Here is a 23,006-nt window from a genome sequence, read left to right as displayed (position 1 = left end):
ACCGGGGGCGCCGAAAGTAGCTAGACGTCCTTGGCGTCCTGCAGGGGAGCGGGTTCCACTACCTGGAGGGCCGTCGTCGACGTGTCTTCGGTCTCGGATGGCGCCTCCGGCGTCGATTCGGCACCGCTCACTGGTCCTACTGGAAGCACAGGGGCCGCTTCCGGCAACGGTTGTACCGTAACTGCCGGTGCAGTGATGTCCGGTACGGGTACCACCGTAACCGATGGGGTTGCGGCTTTCGTCGTCGGACCGGCTGGCTGAATGGTCTCCGCAATGGCTGCCGCACTTACCGCGGGCTTCACGGGGTCCTCGCCTGGAGCCGCGGCTTCCTCGGCTGCCAAGGCGTTCTGTTCCTCGATATCGTCGGCGAGGGACGTGAGCATGGCCTCAGCCTCGGCCGTCATTTCACTGTGGCCTGCCGCCAAGGCCTTGACGAGATACTGTGCCAAGGCGAATTCGGCGAGAAGGGCTGAACGGCGCAACAGGTGACCATCAGGGGTGTCCCGCCGGGCTTTCGTATAGTGCCGCAGCACGGACTCCACAAATGTTTGTTCGTTCGAGGCCACGAGCCAGGCGAAGTCATCGGCAGGATCGCCGATGCGGAGCTCGGTCCATCCCGTCACGGCCGTGACACTGTCGCCGTCGATCAACAAATTATCCTCATGGAGATCGCCATGAACCACGCACGGGTTGAAGCGCCACAGCGCCACGTCCTCAAGTGCGTGCTCCCAACGGCGCAGCAGGGCAGGCGGAATCTTGCCCGTGGTGGCGGCCTGGTCCAGCTCGTTCAGCTTGCGCTGGCGGAATTCGTTCGCCGTGTAGCTGGGAAGATCGGCGTTGTTGACAATGGACTGGGGGAGGTCATGGATGGCCGCCAGTGCGGTCGCGATCTCCTTGGCCAAGGTGTCATTGCACGTGGACAGCTCTTCGATGCTGCGGGTGGACCCGCCCAAGTGGGCGTAAACAAAGGTGCTCAATGCGCCTTGGCGCACTGTCCCGGCCACAGTCGGCATCAGGAAGGGCAGCTCGGCCCGGATGGCCGGGGCGAAGGCACGCAGGATCATGAATTCGGTCTCCAGCCGGGCGCTGGCTTCCGGATGGCGTGGTGAACGAACGCGCCAACGTTTGCCTTCCGAGTCCAGCAGAAGCGCCGAATCGAAATCGGCAGCATCATCCGGGGCGGAAGCGGCAGCCGTCGGCGTCAGGCCGGGCACCGCCGCAGTTGCTATGGCGGCCAGTTCGAACGGTGTTCTTCTCACGTGTTCCACGGTAGATTGACTGACGCCTGTGGGAGCGATGCAGTGCGGCGAGTCTTGAGATCCGCAAGAAATCAGCAGGCAAGCAGTGTGCAGCGTCGATAGATCCAAATGTTATTTGTCGGTGGGAGTCAGTACGGTAGGTACATGAGTTTCACCGAGTTCCGGGCACCGGCAAATCACCTGATAGACACCGTTCTTCCGGTGCGCGCCGCCATGATTGACCGGGGATCGGCCGAACGCATGAAGCCAGGCATGCTTGACCACGTGATCTCCTCAGGCAAGGCCAAGGCCATGGTGTTGTCGCAGCGCCAAGCCTTGGTGGTCGGTGACACCCTGTGGCTTGGTGACGCCGAGCCGCTTTTTGAAACCCTTCAGGCAGCCGGTGGACCGCTTACCGCCGTCTATCTCGGCCGGACGCTGGCTCCCTCATCGGTTCCCGCGCAAACACCCATCGTCCTTTTTGTGCCCGGGGAGCCGATCGCTCCTGGAACGGCGGGGCTTCCGGCCGACGGTACCTGGACAGGATTCCGGGACATCGCTGCGCGCCTTGGTGCCATCGACACTGCCTTGTTTGTCGAAGCCAGCGCTATTTCCAATTGGCATGCCACCCACACCCACTGTCCGCAGTGCGGGACTCCGACCGGAATTGAGGCCGGCGGTTGGGTGCGCCGGTGTCCGCGGGACAATTCCGAACACTATCCGCGGACAGACCCGGCCATCATCGTCACGGTGGTTGGCTCGGACGGCAGGTTATTGCTCGGCGGAGGCGGGCCCGTTGACGCCAAGAATTATTCCACGTTGGCCGGCTTCGTTGAGCCGGGAGAATCGCTCGAACAGGCCGTCGTGCGGGAAATCGGTGAAGAGGTTGGTGTGCGGGTCACCGCTTGCCAGTACCTGGGCTCCCAGTCGTGGCCGTTTCCGGCCTCCCTCATGCTCGGGTTCACTGCCACCACGGACGACGCCGAAGCCCGGCCCGACGGCGTCGAGGTCACCCGGGCGCGCTGGTTCAGTCGCGAGGAACTCCAAGCAGCCGTGCTCGCCGGCGAGATCACGATCTCCACGAGGCTTTCGATTGCGCGTTCCCTGATCGAGCACTGGTACGGCGGCGTCATCGAGGATCTCCAGCCGTGACAGACGGTATTTTCAGCGACACCGTTTCACTCGAGGACCGGATACTCGGCGGGCTTGATGCCGAGCAGAGGGAAGTCGCCAGCAACCTCAAAGGACCCATGTGTGTCCTCGCTGGAGCGGGTACGGGAAAAACGCGGGCCATTACCCACCGCATCGCCTACGGCGTCCACTCCGGCGTGTACAGCCCCCAGCGTCTCTTGGCTGTTACCTTCACCTCCCGTGCCGCAGCCGAAATGCGCAGCCGGCTCCGGGATCTCGGCGTCGGAAACGTCCAAGCCCGTACTTTTCACGCTGCTGCGCTCAGGCAATTGCAGTTCTTCTGGCCGCAGGCCATCGGTGGGGTCCTGCCGAACTTGCTGGACCACAAGGCGAACATGATCGCCGAAGCTGCCCGTCGTCTCCGGCTGAGTACGGATCGGGCTTCCATCCGTGAGCTTGCGGCCGAAATCGAGTGGGCCAAGGTTTCCATGTTGACCCCCGCCAATTATTTGGAGAACGCCCACGGCCGGGGCACCCCGGGTGGTTTCGACCTCACCGCCGTCGCAAGGGTCTTCCAGTCCTACGAGGACGTGAAAACCGACCGCAACGTGATCGACTTCGAGGACGTGCTGTTGATCACCGTCGGCATTCTCCAGGAAGATCCCAAGGTGGCGGCAACGGTCCGCGAGCAGTACCGGCACTTCGTCGTGGACGAGTACCAGGACGTTTCCCCGCTGCAGCAGCGGCTCCTGGAACTGTGGCTTGGTGGTCGCGACGAACTCTGCGTCGTGGGCGACTCCAGCCAGACCATTTACTCCTTTACCGGCGCCTCGCCCCAGCATCTTCTTGGCTTCAAGGGCCGGTACCCCGCGGCGACGGTCGTGAAACTGGTTCGTGACTACCGTTCCACGCCCCAAGTGGTGAAGTTGGCGAACGAACTTCTGGGATCCCGCCGCAGCGGTGGAACGGTGGCCGACGCAGCGTGGGCAAAGCCTTTGCAACTGGTGGCCCAGCGTCCCGCAGGTCCGGAGCCGCGGTTCATGGAATGTCCCGACGACGAAGCCGAGGCAGCGGTCGTCGCAGGCCGGATCCGGGAATTGATCGACGCCGGCACCAAGGCGAGCGAGATTGCCGTGCTTTTCCGCACCAACGGACAATCGGAAGCCTACGAACAAGCACTCGCATCGGCGGGAATCGGTTACCAGCTGCGAGGCGGTGAGCGATTCTTCGCCCGCAAGGAAGTCCGGGATGCCATTCTGCAGCTGCGTGCCGCGACGCGTGCCGTGGCCGAGGACTCTGCCATGGAGCCGCTCGGCCAACTGGTGCGGGACATTGTGGCTTCGCTCGGGTACACCGATGCCGCCCCGCACAGCGGCGGCGCCTTGCGCGAACGCTGGGAATCGCTGGCAGCCCTGGTTGCGCTCGCAGACGAGCTCGCCATTAGCCGTGGGCCGGAATTCACCTTGATGGAGTTCGTCAACGAACTCCAGGAACGTTCCGTGGCCCAACACGCACCGACGGTTCAAGGCGTCACCCTCGCATCATTGCACGCCGCGAAGGGCCTGGAATGGGATGCCGTGTTCCTGGTCGGCTTGAGCGAGGGCCTTATGCCCATTTCCTTTGCCGACACTCCCGAGAGCGTGGACGAGGAACGCCGACTGCTCTACGTCGGGATCACGCGGGCGCGCGAGCACCTGAACCTGTCCTGGTCCACGGCCCGCACGCCCGGCGGCCGTGCCAACCGCAAGCCTTCGCGCTTCCTCGACGGACTCCGTCCTGATTCGGTGCTCGGAGCCAGCGCGCGCAGCCGCGCCACGCCACGGCGCAAGGCGGCAGCACCGGCGTCGTGCAGGGTCTGCGGCACCATGCTCGCCACCGGCGTCGAACGCAAAGTGGGTCGCTGTAGCCAGTGCCCGCCCACGTACGAAGAACAGACTTTTGAGGCCTTGCGGCAATGGCGCAAGGAAGAGGCCTTGAGCAACGATGTCCCCGCCTACGTGGTGTTCACGGACGCGACCTTGACTGCCATCGCCGAAGCCAGGCCCGCTTCGCTCGAGGAACTGGCGAAGCTTGCGGGCGTGGGGCCTTCGAAGCTGGAAAAGTACGGTGAAGCCGTGTTGGCGGTCCTGGTCGAGAACGGGTCGGCCTGATGGCGCGCGGCGCTGACCAGTCCGCATTGCCGCTGACTACCGACGACGGCGCGCCGGTTGTCGTTCGCCGCTCAGCCCGCCGCCGTCGCACGGTGGCCGCTTTCTGGGAGGACGGGAAAGCGGTGGTTGCGATCCCTGCCCACTTTACGAAGGCGCAAGAGAGCGAATGGGTCCGCCGGATGCTGGACAAACTCAAACGCCAGGGGGAGAGACAGAGCCAAGGCGCTGGACGGAGGCGTCCTGCCAGCGATGCCGCACTGGCCGGGCACGCCGCGGAACTGTCGGCACGGTATCTGGGCGGACGTGCCAGGCCGGCGTCGGTCCGCTGGGTTAGCAACCAGAAGTCGCGTTGGGGTTCGGCAACGCCGGCGGACGGGACCATCCGGCTTTCCGACAAGCTCCGGGCCATGCCGCAGTGGGTGATCGACTACGTGTTGCTTCACGAACTCGCACATCTTCTGGTAGCCGGACACAACCACGCGTTTTGGAGGTTGCTGGAGGCGTATCCCGAAACGCAGCGGGCCAAGGCGTTCCTGGAGGGCGTTGCCTTTGCGACGTCGCGCGGTCTTGGGCCGGATGAACAAGACGCCGACGCCGATTAGCCGACCCTGATGAGGGACAGCGCTTCGAAGCCTCGGGCGGTTAGGCCTTGGGCTCGCCTGGCTCCGTGTTGTCAGGGGAGTTTCCGTCTTCGGGCTTCGGAGCCTCCGGAGTGCCCTCTGTGTTCCCCTCATCCTTCGGAGTGTCGTAGCCCCCCTCCAGGAGCTTCTGCAGGGCATCGTCCACCTCGGTATCGCTAGCTTCAGCGAGGCGACGTCGTTCGGTGAAGCCCTTCGGATCGTCGAGGTCATGGGCCGTGGGGAGCAAATCCGGGTGCTGCCAGATGGCATCGCGGCCAGCGATTCCACGTTCGTCCTTCAGCACAGCCCACAGTGTGGCGGCTTCGCGGAGTCGCCGTGGGCGCAGTTCCAGTCCCACCAGCGAAGAGAACGCATGCTCGGCGGGTCCTCCCGTGGCGCGACGCCGACGCACCGTTTCGCGGAGTGCGACGGCGGATGGCAGCACGTTCTCGGTCGCAGCGGCCGTGAGTTCGTCCACCCAGCCCTCAACAAGCGCCAAGGCCGTTTCGAGTTTCTCCAGTGCCGCTGCCTGTTCAGGAGTGCGTTCGGGCGTGAACACTCCTTGGGAGAGGGCTTCTTGAATGCCCTCGGGGTTGCCGGGGTCCAATTCGCGGGCGAGCTCCTCGACGCGCGACATGTCAATATGGATTCCCCGGGCGTAAGCTTCGATCGCTCCGAGGAGGTGGCCGCGGAGCCAGGGAACCTGCACGAACAGCCGGGCATGCGCGGCTTCCCGCACGGCGAGGAACAAGCGGACGTCGGTTTCGGGGACACTCAGGCCTTCGCCGAATTTGGCCACGTTGGCCGGCAAGAGGGCCATCTCGAGATCAGCAAGTGGAACTCCGATGTCGGTGGAGCTGACCACTTCGGCCGACAGCGCGCCGATGGCCTGGCCCAGTTGCATGCCGAAGATGGCTCCGCCCATGTTCTGCAGCATGGATGAGGTGCCACCCATCATGGTCTTCATTTCTTCCGGCATCTGCTGGGTCAGCGCGTCGGAGAGCGCATTGGCGATGCTGTTGGCCACGGGCTCTGTGAGCCTTTTCCAGGTAGCGAGGGTGGCTTCCACCCACTCAGCGCGGGACCACGCACGGCCGATCAAGCCCGTTGCCTGAAGATCGGTGACAGGGTCCAACCAAAGTTCCGCGAGCCGGAGTGCCTCGTCGACTTCGCGGGTCTGCAGCGCATTTACCGACGGATCCGTGCCGGCGGCGGCAACGCGGCGGGCATTTTCGTGCGCGAGTTGCCAATTGACGGGGCCCTCGGAAGTGGAGCTCATCATGGCCTGCACTTGGGCGAACATTTGCTGCAGCATATTGGGATCGCTCGGCAGCCCCGCGGCCTTCGCCAACTCTGCGGGGTCGATGTCGCCCATGCCTTGCCCGCCCATGAGTTTCTTCAGCATTTCAGCCAAGGGGTCCTGGGGTGTTTCGTCTCCATTGGAGGGCGTGTTGGGGTTGGAGGTCATGGTGCCGCCGATCGTCGGTGTGACTGGTGATCACTTTCAAGGTACCGCGACGACCGGGGGCTGTCTGCCTTAGGGACGCGTCGTTCGCTCTAGGCAAAGCATGACTGGCAGGTGCAGCAAGTAGGGTGGATCGTTGGTATGTTTACTGGCCTCCACTCGAGGGGCCGAAACGGTAGCGTTGGGCACGGTGTTCCCGGCGCGGAGAGGTCCTTCATTGACTAGTTTGCCGAGCTCCGGAGCTGCCGGGGATCCCGGACAGCCTCTCGATCCCTCCAACTCGCCGTCCGCGCCAATCCCGCAGGACCCTTCCTTGGCGGAAGAGCAGCCCCACACGCCGGGTCCGGCGAAGCGCCGGGACGGTCGGTACTACGCGATGTTGGTTTCCGGTGCCCTGACGGTTGTGTTGGGTATCGCCGCTGCCGTTCTCCCCGCTCCTTACGTCGTGGAGTCGCCGGGCCCGACGTTCAACACCCTGGGTGTGGACCACAACAAGCCGGTCATCAGCATCACGGGGCATGCGACGTATCCCGCGAAAGGAAGTCTGGACCTGACCACGGTCTACATCAACGGCGGACCCAACGGACCCGTGAGCATTTTCGAGGCGTTTCAAGCCTGGCTTGATGGCTCCAAGGCCGTGTACCCCGAAGAACTGCTTTATCCCAAAGGCGTCACCAAGCAGCAATCCGAACAGGAAAGCGCGCTTGCCATGACCACCTCGCAGGAGAACGCCGTTGCCTCCGCCCTCCAGGAAGAGAACATTCCCTTCGGTCAGAAGCTTGAAGTCGCAGGGTTGTCCGACGGCTCGGCCTCGGCAGGCAAACTCCAAACAGGAGATGTGTTCACCTCGATCAACGGCAAAGCGATCACGTCGCTCAGCGTGGTCCAGACGGCGCTCTCCGACGGCGCAGGCGCGCCCGCAGCGGTCGTCGTCGATCGGAACGGCAAACCGGTGACGGTGAACATCACCCCGGGCAAGAGCTCAAGTGGAAAATACATCCTGGGGGTTCTGTTGCAGTACAAGTTCACGTTCCCGTTCGACGTCAAGATTTCCTTGGACCAGGTGGGTGGGCCGAGCGCCGGCATGATGTTCGCGCTCGGCATCATTGACAGCATCACGCCCGGCGACCTCACGGGTGGCAAGCATGTGGCGGGTACTGGCACGATTTCCCCCGACGGAACCGTGGGACCCATTGGCGGAATCGCCCAGAAAATGCGAGGAGCCCGCAACGGCGGAGCCACGCTTTTCCTCGCGCCGGCCGCTAATTGCGATGAGGTTGTGGGACACATTCCGGACGGGCTGCAGGTTGTCAAAGTGGAGACCCTGGCGGATGCAAAGTCAGCTGTTGAACGACTCGCCTCGGGCCAGGACATGTCCCGCCTCCCGACCTGCTCCAACAACTAGACTGATGATGGAACTTAGCTCCACCGCCACTCGTGGCACTAATGCCGGTCTCCGCCATTAGTGCACGGCATGGAGCCGACGAACACACGCACTGATGACCGTTAACTGACGACCAGCGATGAGGTACCAAGTTTGTCCCGTCCAGCCAGCACCAGCCCGCCCGGAAGACCGACGCGGAGACGAGGTGCCCTCACTCCGACCTTGATCATCGTGGCCGTCGCGGTGGTGGGGTTCATCTTCTTCGCCAACGTGTGGACAGACGTCCTCTGGTACCAGCAGCTGGGCTTCTTCGAGGTCTATTTCAAAGAAAACCTCTCCCGGATCCTGATCTTCCTGGCGGGCTTCGTCCTGATGGCCGTGCCGGTTTTCTACGCGATCCGAGTCGCCTATCACGCCCGGCCGGTCTATGCTCCGGATGCCGAGGTCAGGGACAATCTGAACCGTTACCAGGCCCAACTCGAACCCGTACGCCGCGTGGTCATGATCGGCATCCCCGTGCTGTTCGGGCTGTTCGCCGGGAGCGCTGCCGCGAGCCAGTGGCAAACGGTGCTTCTGTTCTTCAACCAAGTGCCGTTCGGCCAGACCGATCCTCAATTTGGCCTGGACATCAGCTTCTATCTCATGACCTTGCCGTTCCTTGGCTTTGCCACGGGCTTCCTCATGAGTGTTGTGGTGATTGCCGGGATCGCCGGAATCCTGACCCACTACCTCTACGGAAGTATCCGGCTCATGGAGCGGGGCATCTTCACCAGCCGCGCGGCCCAGATCCACTTGGCCGTGACCGGTGCGATTTTCCTGTTGCTGCTTGGAGCCAACTTCTGGCTCGACGTCTACGGCACCGTCCAAAACAACGGGGGGCATTGGGCAGGTGCCCTCTACACTGACGTCAATGCGGTGATTCCCACGAAGACCATCCTCGCGGTTGCCGCGGGCTTGGTGGCGATCCTCTTCATTGTGGCCGCCGTGATTGGCCGTTGGCGCTTGCCTGTGATCGGCACGGCCATGCTGATCATCACCTCCATACTCGCCGGCGGGGTCTACCCTTGGGTCATCCAGCAGTTCCAGGTCCGTCCTTCGGAGCAGACACTGGAGAACAAGTACATTGACCGCAATATAACCATGACCCGGGCCGCTTATGGTTTGGACAAGATCCAGGTATCCCCTTACAACGCCACTACGGATGCCAAGACCGGCGCGCTAGCCAAGGATGCGCAGACGACCGCCAATATCCGGCTGCTGGACCCGAACCTCGTTTCTTCGGCGTTCTCCCAGCTGGAGCAGTACCGGCCGTACTACCAGTTCCCGAAGTCCTTGAACGTTGACCGCTACACCGTGGACGGCAAGACCCAGGACACCGTAATTGCGGTCCGCGAGTTGAATCAGGACGGGTTGAACGCCAGCCAGCAGACTTGGGTAAACCGGCATATCGTCTACACTCACGGTTACGGCGTGGTGGCTGCCAAGGGCAACACGGTCACAGTTGATGGCAAGCCGGACTTCCTGTTGTCAGGTATCCCGTCCATGGGCACTCTCGGTAACGATGCGAGCTATCAACCCCGCATCTACTTCGGTGAAGATTCTCCGGACTACTCGATAGTCGGCGCCCCGGACGGCGCTCCGCACCGCGAGCAGGACCGTCCGGCCGCGACGGACAGCACCACTGAAACCCAGTACACGTTCACCGGCAACGGTGGCCCCAACGTGGGTAACTGGTTCAACCGCCTCCTGTACTCCATCAAGTTCCAGTCCTCGGATCTGCTGCTCTCGGACGGCGTCAATGAGAAGTCGCAGATCCTCTATGACCGGACCCCGCGCGAGCGAGTCGAAAAGGTCGCGCCGTACCTGACGGTAGATGGCAGCGCTTATCCCGCTGTGGTCGACGGGCGGGTGAAGTGGATTGTGGATGGTTACACCACCAGCCAATACTTCCCGTACTCCCAGCAGCAGCAACTGCAAACCGCTACGGCCGACTCGCAGACGACCTCCGGACGCACTGCGCTCTTACCGAACAACACCGTCAACTACATCAAGAACTCGGTCAAAGCTACTGTTGACGCCTATGACGGCTCAGTGACGCTGTACGCCTGGGATGACCAGGACCCCATTCTGAAGTCGTGGCAGAAGGTTTTCCCGAGCACTATCAAACCGATTTCGGAGATGTCCGGACAGCTGATGAGCCACGTGCGGTATCCGGAGGATCTCTTCAAGGTTCAGCAAGAGTTGCTTGGGCGGTACCACGTGACCAATGCGGACAGCTTCTACCAAAACAACGACGCATGGAGCGTCCCGAACGACCCCACCGTCTCGGATCCCGTCCGGCAGCCTCCCTACTACCTGTCCCTGCAGATGCCTGGCCAGACCAAGCCGGCCTTCCAGCTGACGTCGTCCTTCATCCCGCAGGTGGTCAACGGCAACGCTCGGAACATCCTGTACGGGTTCCTTGCCGCTGATTCCGACGCCGGCAGCCAGAAGGGGGTGAAGGCGGACTCGTATGGCCAGTTGCGATTACTCCAGTTGCCAACGGATACCCAGGTTCCGGGGCCAGGCCAGGCCCAGAACAAGTTCAACTCTGATCCTGATGTGTCGCAGCAACTTAACCTGCTCAGACAGGGCGCCTCGGATGTGCTCAATGGCAATCTCCTGACGCTTCCTGTGGGTGGCGGCCTGTTGTATGTGCAGCCGGTGTACGTGAAGTCAACGGGTGAAACGTCCTATCCAACCCTTCAGCGGGTGCTCGTAGCCTTCGGCGACAAGGTAGGTTTCGCCTCCACTCTGGATGCCGCGCTGAAGGTTTTGTTCGGCGGCGATTCCGGGGCCTCGGCAGGGGACTCGGCCAATAACGGCCAGACCCCCACCCCGCCGGGGACCACCACTCCACCCGCTGCGGCGGATGCCCAGGCACAGTTGAAGGCTGCGCTGGATCAGGCCAACAAGGCCATCCAGGACGGTCAGGCTGCGCTGGCCAAGGGCGACTTCGCCGGATACGGCGTCCAGCAGAGCCTCCTTTCCGCGGCACTGCAGAAAGCGCTCGACGCCGAGTCCCGGCTTGGTGCGACTCCTGCACCGTCATCAACTGCCACCCCTTCGGCGAGCCCGTTGCCGACGCCGACGCCGACGCCGAGCAAGTAGGCGGTTCTCCGGCTGAGTGATTTCGGCTTAGCCGCGGGATGACAAGACCGGGCCAACCCAGACCAGGGCTGGCCCGGTCTTTCCTGTGAACCGGCTGTCCTGCCGTCGGCTTGCCGCAGGCCGCTCCAGGAGTGGAGAGACGGAGGTCACGTCGCCAGGATTTGGCCTGACATTCACCTGCAGGTAAAGTAGATCTTGCGACGCGGGGTGGAGCAGTTCGGTAGCTCGCTGGGCTCATAACCCAGAGGTCACAGGTTCAAATCCTGTCCCCGCAACTGGAGAAAAGGTCCGGCACAGTGGAAACACTGTGCCGGACCTTTTTGTTTTCCATCCGTTTGAGGGCGAATGCGGGGTTATTAGGACAAAACGTGTGTAAATCCCGGGAGTGTCACGAGCGCCTTGGGATCGTCTTCGCTCGGATGTCGGATTCTGCTCAATGATTCGAATGGACAAACTCCGGACCCGCGGACTCACGGGACCGGCAACTTCGGCGAGGAGAATGATCCAGCAGAATCCGACGTTGTCCATAGATCCCGTCGATCTGGATCTGGTCATGGACCTCGCCGGCACCGGGATCCGCTGGGCAATGTTTCCGCTGGGCGATGTTCCAGCACCAGGTCGTGCGGCGGCGGAATGACCGGCCGGCGCCGAACCAGGTGAGCGAAGACTGATTGGCGGTACCCATTAGCCAGCCAAGGAACGCCTCGAGTTCGGAGCGTATGCTGACGTCCTGGCGTTCACCGGAGCGGCTGGCCCTGCAGCCCAGAGACTGGCAGCGCTGCTCACCTGCGGCCGTCTTTCCGTTCCGTACCAGCGCCTGACCACTAACCAGACAGTCCTGAGGTATGCAAGCACCCAGCCACCCTATGCTTCCAAAGCTTAGCTATCCCGAAATTCGCCCGCCAACGCGGGGAAGCAAGCCCCTCTCATACACACGTTTTGTCCTATAACCCGCGAATGCATCGGGGAACGTCGGATTCTGCTGGATCATCCGCTTCGGCAAGTCCCGGTGCCCCGGAATCACGCGGCGGGCACCACTGACGGGTGGAATGATCCAGCAGAATCGAACTCTTTGGCAGTAGACCCAGGGTTCCGGGGAGATGCTTGCCGCCCTGCCTTCATCGGGTGTTCTTCAAGGCTCGATGCGGAACCTCTGCTTGCCCTCAGCCGGTCTTCCGTTCCGGACAAGCCCTCGGCCGGACAAGCCCTCGGGCCGGACAAGCCCTCGGCCGGACAAGCCCCCGGCCGCAGATCAAACAAAGAGAAGATCTACAAGCACCCCGGCAGCCTAAGGTCCGAATGCTTAAACATCCCTGATTTAGCTAGCCGACAGTGGGAAGCAAACCCCTCCCTTACACGCGTTTTGTCCTATGGTCCCGCGTCCGTCCTGGCCGTCTTTGCCCCGGATCGGAGCCGAAATGATCCGATTCGCCGTGTTCCGGGCGTTTTCCCGAAGCAAAGAAGGTCACGACGGGGCCACGTATCGGCGAGTGCCGCAACCCACGGGCGAGTGGTCGGAGGCGCCCTGAATGTGCGGTAGAGTTGATTTTGCGACGCGGGGTGGAGCAGTTCGGTAGCTCGCTGGGCTCATAACCCAGAGGTCACAGGTTCAAATCCTGTCCCCGCAACTGATAAGAGGTCCGGCACAGTGGAAACACTGTGCCGGACCTTTTGTTTTCCGCAGAGGAATCCTAGGCTTTCCAAGCATTCGTCCCTTCGCTCCATGGTAAATACTAGGAGTTCCTAGTATTCTCGATTCCAAGCGTCAGCCATGTGCATCGAGGGAGCTGTTGAATGAAGATCGTCGTGCTCGTCAAACACGTGCCGGATACGGCCGAAGAGCGGAAGCTCGATCTGGCTACGGGTCAACTCGATCGCGAGGCCACCGGCGGCGTGGTCGATGAAATCAACGAGCGCGCCCTCGAAGCCGCATTGCGCATCAAGGATTCCAACAAGGGTACGGAAGTGGTGGCGATGACCATGGGCCCTGAGGGAGCGGCCCAGGCCTTGCGGAAGGCTCTTTCCATGGGAGCGGATTCCGGGGTTCACATCGTGGATGACTCCCTGAGCGGCGCGGACACGGGTCGAACGGCGGCAACGCTGGCGGCTGCCTTGCGGTCCACCGGTTTTGACGTGGTGCTGGCTGGCAACGAATCGACGGATGGCCGCGCCGGGGTCATTCCCGCCATGCTGGCCGAACATCTTCAGCTGCCGCTGTTGGGCTCGCTGATCTCCGCCGAAATCACCGACGGCGCGGTAAGCGGCGTTCGCCAGGGAGAAGGTGGAACCCTTGATATCCATACGGGACTGCCTGCCGTCCTCACGGTGACCGAACGGTTCCCGGAGGCCCGGTTTCCCAACTTCAAGGGCATCCTGACGGCCAAGCGCAAGCCCATCACCACCCTCTCCGCGTCCAGGCTCGGAGTTCAGGCCCCCGTCAGCCGCACCGTGGTGATTTCCACCGTTGAACGGCCGCCGCGCCCAGCGGGCCGGAAACTCATCGACGACGGGACCGCAGCAAACGAGCTGGCTGAGTTCCTCGTGGCGAATCGCTTGGTCTGAGGAGGAGAAGAAATGTCGAATGTCTTGGTACTCATCGAATTTTCCCCACGCGGCGAGATCGCCGCTTCCGCCCGCGGGCTGCTGGCTGCCGCGGCCACGCTGGGTTCGCCCGTCGCCGTCGTGGTCTCCGCAACACCGCTGGCGGACGACGACGTTGCGCACCTGGGTGAGCTCGGAGCGGCAGGGATCTACTCGGCTGTAACAGCCGCCGCCGGCACCGTTTTGCTGGCGCCAGCCGTGGACGCCCTGAGCGGAGCCGTCGACGCCTACGAGCCGGCTGCCGTGCTTGCCGCGAACTCGGTGGACGGCCGCGAAGCCGCCGCCCGTCTTGCTGTGCGGGTCGGCGGCAGCGTGCTCGCCGACGTCGTGCACGTGCACAACAACAACGGAACCGTGGTTGCCCAACATTCAGTCTTTGGCGGTGCCTACACGGTGGAGTCGGTGGTGGAAGGCGGACTGCCGATCCTGACCATCCGCCAAGGCGCGATCGAAGGCCAGGCTCCCACGGTTCAAGCCGAGCTCAAGACTGTGTCCCTGGGAAACAACGCAGAATGCGCCGCCCTCATTGACCGGTTCCATGACGATCCCGCCGGCTCCGCGCGACCCGAGCTCCGCAGCGCGGCAACGGTGGTTTCAGGGGGACGTGGACTTGGCTCATCCGAGAACTTCGTGCTGGTGGAACAGCTCGCCGATACCCTGGGTGCGGCTGTCGGCGCGTCGCGCGCCGCCGTCGACGCCGGGTACGTCGCCCAGACCGCGCAGGTCGGCCAGACCGGTGTCAGCGTGTCCCCGCAGCTGTACATCGCTTTGGGAATATCCGGAGCCATCCAGCACCGCGCTGGCATGCAGACCGCCAAGACCATCGTGGCCATCAACAATGACGAGGACGCGCCTATTTTTGAGGTGGCCGAATTCGGAATCGTGGGGGATATTTTCACGGTGGTTCCGCAACTCATCGAGGCCGTCAAAGCCCGATCCAACTGACGGCGTAACAGGCTTTGGCCGCTCCAGCCCAAAGCCTGTTAGCTTGATGCGTCCCTGATTGCAAAGTTCTTCCGAGAGGTGTCTGAGAAGATGTCCACCCCCGCGAAAAAGTCGACGGCAGCCAAGAGCAGATGGTCCCAACCCCTCTGGGTAGTTCCGGGCGTGCTGATCGTACTTTTGCTCATTGTCCTGTTGGCCAAATGGTTGACGGGCCTGTCGGGTGTGCAGTCGTTCCTGCACGACTACCCGGGCGCATCGAGCCTCCCGGAGAACGCTCCCGTAGGGTTCCCGGCCTGGCTGGGGTGGCAGCATTTCCTGAACGTCTTCTTTATGGTGCTCATCGTTCGCTCCGGCTGGCAGGTCCGCACCGCCAAGAGGCCTCCGGCCCAATGGACGCGCAACAACACAGGGTTGATCCGGACCAAGAATGCGCCCACCAAGATCAGCCTCGACCTTTGGTTCCACCTGACCCTTGATGCATTGTGGGTGTTGAACGGAATTGTCTTCGTCATCGTGATCTTTGCCACCGGGCAATGGATGCGGATCATTCCCACCAGCTGGGATGTGTTCCCGAACGCCGTCTCCGCGGCCCTCCAGTACGCCTCCTTGAACTGGCCCACCGAAGACGGCTGGGTCAACTACAACGCCCTGCAATTGCTGACCTACTTCGTCACGGTCTTCATCGCCGCTCCGCTTGCGATCATCACCGGCCTGCGCACGTCCTCGGCATGGCCGAAGAAGGCGGGCACCGTGAACAAGCTGTACCCCATCGAACTTGCCCGGGCAGTGCATTTCCCGGTGATGGTGTACTTCGTGCTCTTCACCATCGTGCACGTCACCTTGGTGCTCGCCACCGGGGCGCTACGCAACCTGAACCACATGTACGGCAGCAGCGACGACATCAACTGGGTTGGCTTCGGCATCTTTGCCGTGTCCCTCCTGGTCATTGTGGGCGCGTGGTTCCTCGCCAGGCCGTTGTTCCTTCGCCCCATCGCATCCCTGATGGGGAAAGTCAGCAAATAACCCCAGCGGACAGCTAGAAATAGACCGGACAACCCGGAAAAGGAGTGACAATGTTTGAGCTCACAGAGGACCAGCAAGCCGTGGTGGAGATGGTGCGCGACTTCGCCACGACGGCCATTGCCCCACACGCCGCAGAATGGGATGAGACCAAACACTTCCCCGTGGATGTCCTGAAGGAAGCGGGCACCCTTGGCATGGGAGGCATCTACGTCCGGGAAGAGTTCGGCGGCTCAGGCCTCAGCCGCACCGATGCCGCGTTGATTTTTGAAGAGCTGTCCAAGGCAGACCCCACTATCGCGGCGTATATTTCCATCCACAACATGGTGGTATGGATGATCGACGCTTTTGGCAACGATGAGCAGCGGGCCAAATGGGTGCCGCAGCTTGCGTCCATGGAGGCCCTGGGCAGCTATTGCCTCACGGAGCCCGGTGCAGGCTCCGATGCCGCGGCGCTGAGCACCAAGGCAGTCCTCGACGGCGACAGTTATGTCCTCAATGGAACCAAACAGTTCATTTCCGGTGCCGGCGTTTCGAGCCTCTATGTGGTCATGGCGCGGACCGCCGACACCGGCAGCCAGGGCATCACCGCCATCGTGGTACCTGAGGATGCTGCGGGCCTGTCCTTCGGCCCGAACGAAAAGAAAATGGGGTGGAACGCCCAGCCTACCCGGCAGGTCATCTTCGAAGACGTACGCGTCCCCGTGGCAAATCGGCTGGGGGAGGAAGGCAGCGGATTCGGCATCGCCATGAAGGGCCTCAACGGAGGCAGGGTCAATATGGGCGCCTGTTCCCTGGGAGGGGGCCAAACGGCGTTGGACAAGTCCATCGCCTACCTCAAATCGCGTTCGGCCTTCGGCGGACCGCTCATCAACCAGCAGTCGCTGCTCTTTGATATCGCCGATATGGATACGGAACTCGAAACCGCCAGGACGTTGATTTTCCGGGCGGCCGACGCTTTGGACCGCGGCGCTCCGGACACCGTGCGGCTGTGCGCCATGGCCAAACGCGTCGCCACGGACGCAGGGTTCAACGTGGCAAACAAGGCCATCCAACTTCATGGCGGCTACGGATACTTGTCCGAATACGGACTCGAGAAGATAGCGCGGGACCTGCGTGTTCACCAGATCCTGGAAGGCAGCAACGAGATCATGCGGCTGATCGTCGGCCGGCTTGCGGCGGGAGCATAGAAACACTCCTCAAACGGCCGGCCGGGCCTATTTGGAGGCCCGGCCGGCCGTCATGCTGATCAAGGATTCTGCTTAGCCAATCGCCGCGCGGAGGCAAACCGGCGGCAAGGTCCTAGAGCTTGTCGAAGTCGGCTTCATCAACCGTGTCGTCAGCCGGGGCAGTGGCGCCCGATCCGATCGCAGCGTTCGAACCACCGGACTTCAGGGCCGCCAGACGAGCTTCGATTTCCGTCTGTTCGCCGAGGTCTTCAAGCTGGTTGAATTGCGCGTCGAGGCTGGAGGCTGCAAGCTCTTGCTGCCCGAGGACCTTGGCCTCTTCGCGCCGGATCTTCTCTTCGAAGCGGCCAACCTCACTGGTGGGGTCCATGATGTCGATGCTCTTGAGGGCATCGTGCACCTGGGTCTGGGCAGCCACGGTCTTTGAGCGGGCAATCAGCTCATTGCGCTTGCTGGTGAGCTCGTTGAGCTTGCCCTTCATCTGGTCGAGACCGCTCTTGAGCTTTTCCACGACTTCCGACTGCGAAGCGATGTTGGGCTCTGCGGCCTTGGCTTGGTTCTCGGCCGACATCTGGCGCTGGATGGCCACCTTGGCAAGGTTGTCGAACTTCATGGCGTCGCTCGCGTTACCGGTAGCGCGGTATTCATCCGCTTTGCGGGAGGCGGCAAGGGCCTTGTTGCCCCAGTCCTGGGCGTTCTTGATGTCCTCGCTGTAGTCGGCCTGGAGCATTCGGAGGTTGCCGATGGTCTGCGCTACGGCCGACTCGGCTTCGGCGATGTTGTTTGAGTAGTCGCGGACCATCTGGTCCAGCATCTTCTGCGGGTCCTCGGCCTGGTCGAGCAAGGCATTGATGTTCGCCTTGGCGAGTTGCGCTATCCGCCCGAAAATGGACTGCTTAACCATGGTGTTGCCTTTCGTCCTGCTCAGTGGTGCCCACTGAATCCAGTGATCAGTTCTTGTACCGTTCCACGTAGGGGACTAGCCCCCACTTGGTTTTCGTGAGCTAGAAGCTCCCGTCTCCACCGGAGTCGCCGCCCCAGCCGCCTCCGCCACCGCCGTCGCCGCCGAAGAAACCGCCTCCGCCACCGCCGTCGCCACCGCCGAAGAAACCGCCACCGCCGCCGTTGTTTCCGCCGCCCCAGCCGCCCCCGCCGCCGTGGAGGATGGAGTTGATGAGGATGCCGCCGAGAATCGCCCCGCCGAGGCCGCCACCGCTGCCCCCACCACCGAACATGCCGCCCCGGCCGTAGCCTTGGTTGGCGAAGCCGCCGAATTGATCGACGTCGGACTGGGCCAGTTGGGCGGCTTGAGCCGCGAGCGACTGTGCCTGCTGGGCGTACGTCAGGGCGGTGACCGGGTCATTACGGGAAATGGACAGGGCGTAGTCGAGATTCCGTTGGGCCTCAGCCAAGCGGGTACGGGCTTCGGTTCCTACGCCGCCGCGTCGCGCCGCAATGTAGTCCGAAGTGGCGCTGATCTGGGACTGGGCAGCCATGATGGTCTGCTGCAGCGAGGCCTGCGCACGCCGGACCTGTTCCTGCTGGTCACGGATTCCGGAGAGGGCCTGGTCCAAAGCCTGGTGCGCCTTCTCCACCCGGTCCAAAGTGGCGATGGGATCGATCTTTCCGCCTTGGATTTCGGTGTTTACCTGGGCCAGCGAAGCTTCGACTGCGGCCACTGGACCAGTCAGTTCCGGGTGTTCGCCGGCCTGGATCATGGCCTTGGCCTGCGCCAGGTCCTGGCTGGTGTCTGCTACCGCGCCCTCGAGAGAATTCCGGGCTTCGTCAAGGCTGCCTGCCACCTTTGAGATTGCATCGAGCAGGACGTTGGTCTGGTGCAGGCTCTCTTCCGCGGCACGGACGGCCACCGCAGCCAGGCTGCTCTCACCCGCCGCCAGCTTTTCCTGGGCTGTGCTTGTCGCATTCTGAACGAAGGCAAGCCGGTCCTTGGCCTGCGTGATGTTGTCGCTCACGTGGCCGAGTGCGCTGTCTGCGTACTTTTCGCGCAGCCCCTTGAGGGATTGCTCGGCACTGCCGATCTTTGCTTCGGCTTCCTGCGCGCCCGCAGCCACGGCAGCCAAAGCCTGGGGCGCGTTCTTTTCGAGCTCACGCAAGGAATCGAAATCGGCCTTCTGCTCGCGCAGCGACTCGAGGGCAGCTTCCGAGCGTCGGATGATTTCTCCGAGCCAACTGCGCTGCTGCTCTTCCGTGTCCGGGATGTGGTCATCGAGCTGTTGCTGCAGCTTGAATGATTCGGTCATATGGTTCTTTGCTTCCAGCAAGGCCTTGGTGAAGTTCCCGACGGCGGCATCGCCGTATTGTGCTTGGGCGAAGCCGAGCTCTTGCTCGCTGGACTTGATGGTGTCATCCGCTTCGATGAGCAGGGAGCCGGACTTGCGGCGCAGTTCCGCGATGCTCATGGAAGCAAGCGGATCGAGCTGTTCTCCCTGGGGACCGTAACCAGGGCCCGGGGCGAGGCCCTTCTTGCGACGGTTTCGGAAATAAAGGTAGGTTCCCACGCCACCTGCGGCGACAACGGCCGCACCCACGAGTGCAGCAGCGCCCCCGGCTGAATTCTGGGTGTCGCCGATCGCTTTGGCGGCATCGATCGCGGCTTGGTCGTAGTTCTTCTTGTTCTGGACGAGATTTGCAAGCACCGCGTTTTTGATGTCGTCGCGCTGGGAATCGGTGATCTTGCTGCCTGGGCCCCGGGTGATGTTGATTTGCCCTGCGTCCGTGGCGATGGCCAACAGGACGTCAGTGGACCCGAAGGACTTTTTCTTGGCTACCGCGTTGCCCCAGTCGGTAGGCGTGTTGGGGTTGGTGAAGGTCTTTTCGGTGACGACGTAGAGATTGAACTTGTGGTTGTCGTAGAGGGACTTGATGGCGTTTTGAACCGCTGTCTTGTTCTGCAGGACGCCGGCGTCGTCAGTGATGTTTTGGCCGGACGGGATAATCACCGGATCAGCTGCCCAGGCTGCGGCTGCCGGAATAGCCAGCATTCCAGCCAAGCCGATGACGGCGAATACACGTTTCAACATTGACCGCATGTGCAACCCTTCAGCACGTCTGCGACTGGTCCAAGCCGGAACAATCGAAACAGAATGCGTCAGCGCCCCCACGCATGGTTGTCAAGCCGCAGGCCGCTGTGGCAATTCCACTTGATTCTATGGTGCACCTTTCGGAGCGTCCACAGCGGCAAATATGCCGCTAGCGAAACGGGGAGAGATCGTCTCTCCTCCCTCGTTGAGGGGTTAGCCGAGGATGTTCGCGGCGCGGATCCGTTCCATCGGCGGCATTCAGCAAGCTCCCAGCGAACGTCGACTCTTGATTCAGCAAGAGCGAGCATAGTTAAGGGGACGAGGAAGAAAGGAAGTCCCATGACGGAGAACCCAGCACAGGGCGCCGCGCCTGAGAACAATGGCCCCGAGAACCATGGTCCTGAGGGCACCGGCAAGGCGGAAGCGGACAAGCAAGCCAATTCGCAGCCTACGGCCCCGCTGCCGGCATACCAGCCGGGTCAGGATTTCACACCCAAGCCCGAGTACACTGCCCAGCCCCCGGCAGCTCCCGCGCCGTGGGCCCACGGCCCCGCCGAAAACGCTACCGAGCAGATCCAGGCGCAGCACGGCGCGCCGCAAAGCGGTGGCCCCCAGCACAACTCGGCGCCGCAGCATCAGGGGCCCCAGCCGGGCTATGCTGCCGGTCAAGGAAACCACTATCCGCAGCACCAGCCTTTCTACGGTGGACCGAACCCCGCGCAGCACTATCCCACGCAGCAGTTCCCGGCTGCGCCCCACCAGGGTGGTCCCGCGGCGGGCCCAAAGCGCAAGCCGGTCTTCGGCGTCGGGACCCTGGTAGCCAGCATCCTGGCGGCGGGACTGGTGGGCGGCGGCGTCGTGGCAGCCAGCGATCAATTGCTCGCCAGCCGGACCCCCGCCGCGGCCAGCAGCAGCCAGACCGGGACGGTCATCGTCAACAACACGGATGACGTCAACGCCATCACCGCCGCGGCGGCCAAAGCCTCGCCCAGCGTCGTGACCATCATGGCCTCCAGCGGAAGCCAGGGTGGCACCGGTTCGGGGATCGTCCTCGACGATCAGGGACACATCCTGACCAACACCCACGTGGTGACCCTCGATGGCGCCAGCGCCAACGCCGCAATCGAAGTGCGGTTCAGCGACGGACGCGTCATGAAGGCGACCGTGGTGGGTACCGACCCGCTTTCGGATCTTGCCATCATCAAGGTCGACAACGCCTCGGGCCTGGTCCCGGCCACGCTTGGTGATTCAAGCAAGATCAACGTCGGGGACAACGCCGTCGCGATCGGTGCCCCGCTCGGCCTGCCTGGCACCGTCACCGACGGCATCGTGTCCACGCTCAACCGCACCATCAGCGTCGCGTCCTCGGCCGTTCCCAACGGCGGCTCGGACAACTCGCAAGGCGGCGGCCAGGGCGGATTCCAGTTTGCTCCTCCAGGCGGTGGCCAGAGCCAGCAGAGCGCGAGCCAGGGTACCGTTTCGCTCAACGTGATCCAGACCGATGCGGCCATCAACCCGGGCAACTCCGGTGGGGCCCTGGTCAACACGAAGGGCGAGATTATCGGCGTCAACGTGGCGATCGCCTCTGCGGGTAGCAGCAGCTCCTCCTCCTCGTCCAGCGGAAACATCGGCGTGGGCTTCAGCATTCCCATCAACAACGCGAAGCGTATTGCGCAGGAAATCATCAAGAACGGCAAGGCCACTCACGGGCAGTTCGGCGTCAGCGTGCAGCCCAAGTCGGCTACCGGTAGCAGTTCCGGGTTCTCGGTGGGTGCCCAAGTGGCAAGCGTGAGCGCAGGCTCTGCCGCTGAGAAGGCAGGCATCAAGGTGGGCGATGTGGTGACCAAGTTCGCCGGCAAGGACATCACTGATCCGGAACAGCTCACGGCGGCTGTCCGCGAACAGCCGGCAGGCGCCACCGTCAAGGTGACCGTCCAGCGCGGCGGGCAGTCCCAGGACCTCGATGTGACCCTGGACGCAGCCCCGTAACGGCAGCCCCTTGACCGCGGATTCCAGTCGGAAACAAGCAGCTAGCGACGACGGCGGGCGGCACCACAGCGGTGCCGCCCACCGTCGTCGCTAGCTGTTTTGCCGCGGCAAGCGCGAGCAATCCTCGAAACAGGAGTTCATGGGGGACCGCGCCGTTGTCCGCGTTGTCCCGCAATATGCTTAGCTAGGACGAGCCCATATGCTGGGCACTCTTGGCCATGCGCCTAGTTGCTGGCCATCCCCGAGTATGGAAGGCTGCCTCGAACACAGTGGGAGATACATTGAAGATTGTTGTTCTGGTCAAGCACGTCCCGGACGCGCAGTTCGACCGACACCTCACAGGCCCAGGCAACACCACGGACCGCGACGAGAGCATCCTGTCCGAATTGGACGAGTATGCGCTTGAAGCTGCGCTGCAACTCAGCGAGGCCCGCGGAGGTGCGAAGGCCGGCAATGAGGTCATCGCCTTGAGCATGGGTCCCGCCGGTGCCGTGAACGCCGTCAAGAAGTCCTTGCAGATCGGCGCCTCATCAGGAGCGCACCTCAGCGATGACGCCTTGGCCGGCTCGGACGCCGCCGCTACCTCATTGGCGCTCGCCGCGGCGATCCGGTATCTCGGTGCCGATTCGCCTGTGGACCTTGTCTTGACGGGCATGGCCTCGACCGACGGCGAAACGTCCTTGGTTCCCGCCCAGCTCGCCGAACGGCTCGGGCTGCCGCAAGTCACTTTTGCTTCCTCCCTGGATGTCGATGGGGAGCGCATCATCGCCCGCCGTGACGGCGACGCCCACGCGGACACCGTCGAGGCAACGCTTCCCGCCCTGGTATCCGTGACGGACCAGATCAACGAGCCGCGATACCCCAACTTCAAGGGCATCCTTGCCGCCAAAAAGAAGAAAATCACAGCACTCACCCTCGCCGATATCGGCGTCGATGCAGCCCAGGTGGGTGCCGCGGGTTCGCTGACCGCCGTCGAGACCGCGGAGGCGCGTCCGCCGCGCACAGCCGGCACCATCATCACTGACGAAGGCGACGCCGGCATCAAGCTGGTTGATTTCCTGGCCGCCCAGAAGCTGCTCTAAAAG

16 protein-coding genes and 2 tRNA genes are annotated in these 23,006 nt (G+C 62.9%); 14 read left to right on the top strand and 4 right to left on the bottom strand.

Annotated features, from left to right (window positions below; all coding sequences use genetic code 11):
• Positions 1-20 precede the first annotated feature (20 nt).
• Positions 21-1,259 carry a macrolide 2'-phosphotransferase gene (locus A3M3_RS0101800; RefSeq protein ID WP_051422881.1) on the bottom strand — a complete coding sequence of 413 codons (1,239 nt, stop codon included), beginning with the start codon at positions 1,257-1,259 and terminating at the stop codon, positions 21-23.
• Between the two features lie 144 nt (positions 1,260-1,403).
• Here A3M3_RS0101800 and nudC point away from each other — a divergent pair, with 144 nt between their 5' ends.
• Genes nudC through A3M3_RS0101785 form a run of 3 tightly spaced genes read left to right on the top strand, consistent with a single transcriptional unit; the run spans position 1,404 to position 5,121 of the window.
• Positions 1,404-2,390 carry an NAD(+) diphosphatase gene (gene nudC, locus A3M3_RS0101795; RefSeq protein ID WP_028264891.1) on the top strand — a complete coding sequence of 329 codons (987 nt, stop codon included), beginning with the start codon at positions 1,404-1,406 and terminating at the stop codon, positions 2,388-2,390.
• Positions 2,387-4,519, top strand: a complete 2,133-nt coding sequence (locus A3M3_RS0101790; RefSeq protein ID WP_028264890.1) for an ATP-dependent DNA helicase UvrD2 — start codon at positions 2,387-2,389, stop codon at positions 4,517-4,519. The genes nudC and A3M3_RS0101790 overlap by 4 nt, the downstream gene beginning before the upstream one ends.
• A complete protein-coding gene (locus A3M3_RS0101785) occupies positions 4,519-5,121 on the top strand; it encodes a M48 metallopeptidase family protein (RefSeq protein WP_028264889.1) in 603 nt (200 codons plus the stop codon). Before A3M3_RS0101790 ends, A3M3_RS0101785 begins: the two co-directional genes overlap by 1 nt.
• Positions 5,122-5,161: 40 nt before the next feature.
• On the opposite strand, the gene A3M3_RS0101780 is transcribed toward A3M3_RS0101785, so the two are convergent.
• Positions 5,162-6,607, bottom strand: a complete 1,446-nt coding sequence (locus A3M3_RS0101780; RefSeq protein WP_028264888.1) for a zinc-dependent metalloprotease — start codon at positions 6,605-6,607, stop codon at positions 5,162-5,164.
• A gap of 214 nt (positions 6,608-6,821) precedes the next feature.
• On the opposite strand from A3M3_RS0101780, the gene A3M3_RS0101775 reads away from it, so the two are divergent.
• The 9 genes from A3M3_RS0101775 (at position 6,822) to A3M3_RS0101735 (ending at position 16,894) form a co-directional block, all read left to right on the top strand.
• Complete coding sequence (locus A3M3_RS0101775) at positions 6,822-8,009, top strand: YlbL family protein (protein WP_442853087.1); 1,188 nt, start codon at positions 6,822-6,824, stop codon at positions 8,007-8,009.
• Positions 8,010-8,141: 132 nt separating this feature from the next.
• On the top strand, positions 8,142-11,138 hold the full coding sequence (locus tag A3M3_RS0101770) for a UPF0182 family membrane protein (RefSeq protein WP_028264886.1): 2,997 nt from the start codon (positions 8,142-8,144) through the stop codon (positions 11,136-11,138).
• A gap of 201 nt (positions 11,139-11,339) precedes the next feature.
• Positions 11,340-11,413, top strand: a tRNA-Met gene (locus A3M3_RS0101765).
• 224 nt (positions 11,414-11,637) lie between these two features.
• Positions 11,638-11,775: a hypothetical protein gene (locus A3M3_RS0101760; protein WP_155854258.1), complete on the top strand. Its 138-nt coding sequence runs from the start codon at positions 11,638-11,640 to the stop codon at positions 11,773-11,775.
• Between the two features lie 917 nt (positions 11,776-12,692).
• Positions 12,693-12,766, top strand: a tRNA-Met gene (locus tag A3M3_RS0101755).
• 166 nt (positions 12,767-12,932) lie between these two features.
• Entirely contained in the window at positions 12,933-13,700 is a 768-nt protein-coding gene (locus A3M3_RS0101750; protein WP_028264884.1) for an electron transfer flavoprotein subunit beta/FixA family protein, read from the top strand.
• Positions 13,701-13,712: 12 nt separating this feature from the next.
• Positions 13,713-14,684 carry an electron transfer flavoprotein subunit alpha/FixB family protein gene (locus tag A3M3_RS0101745; RefSeq protein WP_028264883.1) on the top strand — a complete coding sequence of 324 codons (972 nt, stop codon included), beginning with the start codon at positions 13,713-13,715 and terminating at the stop codon, positions 14,682-14,684.
• A 90-nt stretch (positions 14,685-14,774) separates the two neighbouring features.
• Positions 14,775-15,707, top strand: a complete 933-nt coding sequence (locus A3M3_RS0101740; protein ID WP_028264882.1) for a cytochrome b/b6 domain-containing protein — start codon at positions 14,775-14,777, stop codon at positions 15,705-15,707.
• 50 nt (positions 15,708-15,757) lie between these two features.
• The gene (locus A3M3_RS0101735) at positions 15,758-16,894 is read left to right on the top strand and encodes an acyl-CoA dehydrogenase family protein (protein ID WP_028264881.1); all 1,137 of its coding nucleotides are present in this window, start codon (positions 15,758-15,760) and stop codon (positions 16,892-16,894) included.
• A gap of 112 nt (positions 16,895-17,006) precedes the next feature.
• On the opposite strand, the gene A3M3_RS0101730 is transcribed toward A3M3_RS0101735, so the two are convergent.
• Together A3M3_RS0101730 and A3M3_RS0101725 are read right to left on the bottom strand one after the other, a co-directional pair.
• A complete protein-coding gene (locus A3M3_RS0101730) occupies positions 17,007-17,795 on the bottom strand; it encodes a PspA/IM30 family protein (protein WP_028264880.1) in 789 nt (262 codons plus the stop codon).
• Positions 17,796-17,895: 100 nt separating this feature from the next.
• Entirely contained in the window at positions 17,896-19,941 is a 2,046-nt protein-coding gene (locus A3M3_RS0101725) for a TPM domain-containing protein (RefSeq protein WP_028264879.1), read from the bottom strand.
• A gap of 330 nt (positions 19,942-20,271) precedes the next feature.
• On the opposite strand from A3M3_RS0101725, the gene A3M3_RS0101720 reads away from it, so the two are divergent.
• Together A3M3_RS0101720 and A3M3_RS0101715 are read left to right on the top strand one after the other, a co-directional pair.
• Positions 20,272-21,921 carry a S1C family serine protease gene (locus A3M3_RS0101720; protein WP_028264878.1) on the top strand — a complete coding sequence of 550 codons (1,650 nt, stop codon included), beginning with the start codon at positions 20,272-20,274 and terminating at the stop codon, positions 21,919-21,921.
• Positions 21,922-22,202: 281 nt separating this feature from the next.
• On the top strand, positions 22,203-23,003 hold the full coding sequence (locus A3M3_RS0101715) for an electron transfer flavoprotein subunit beta/FixA family protein (RefSeq protein ID WP_028264877.1): 801 nt from the start codon (positions 22,203-22,205) through the stop codon (positions 23,001-23,003).
• The last annotated feature ends 3 nt before the right edge of the window (positions 23,004-23,006 follow it).

This window comes from Arthrobacter sp. MA-N2 (assembly GCF_000517125.1).
Lineage (GTDB): Bacteria > Actinomycetota > Actinomycetes > Actinomycetales > Micrococcaceae > Arthrobacter > Arthrobacter methylotrophus.
This window is presented reverse-complemented; position numbering and strand designations above follow the sequence as displayed.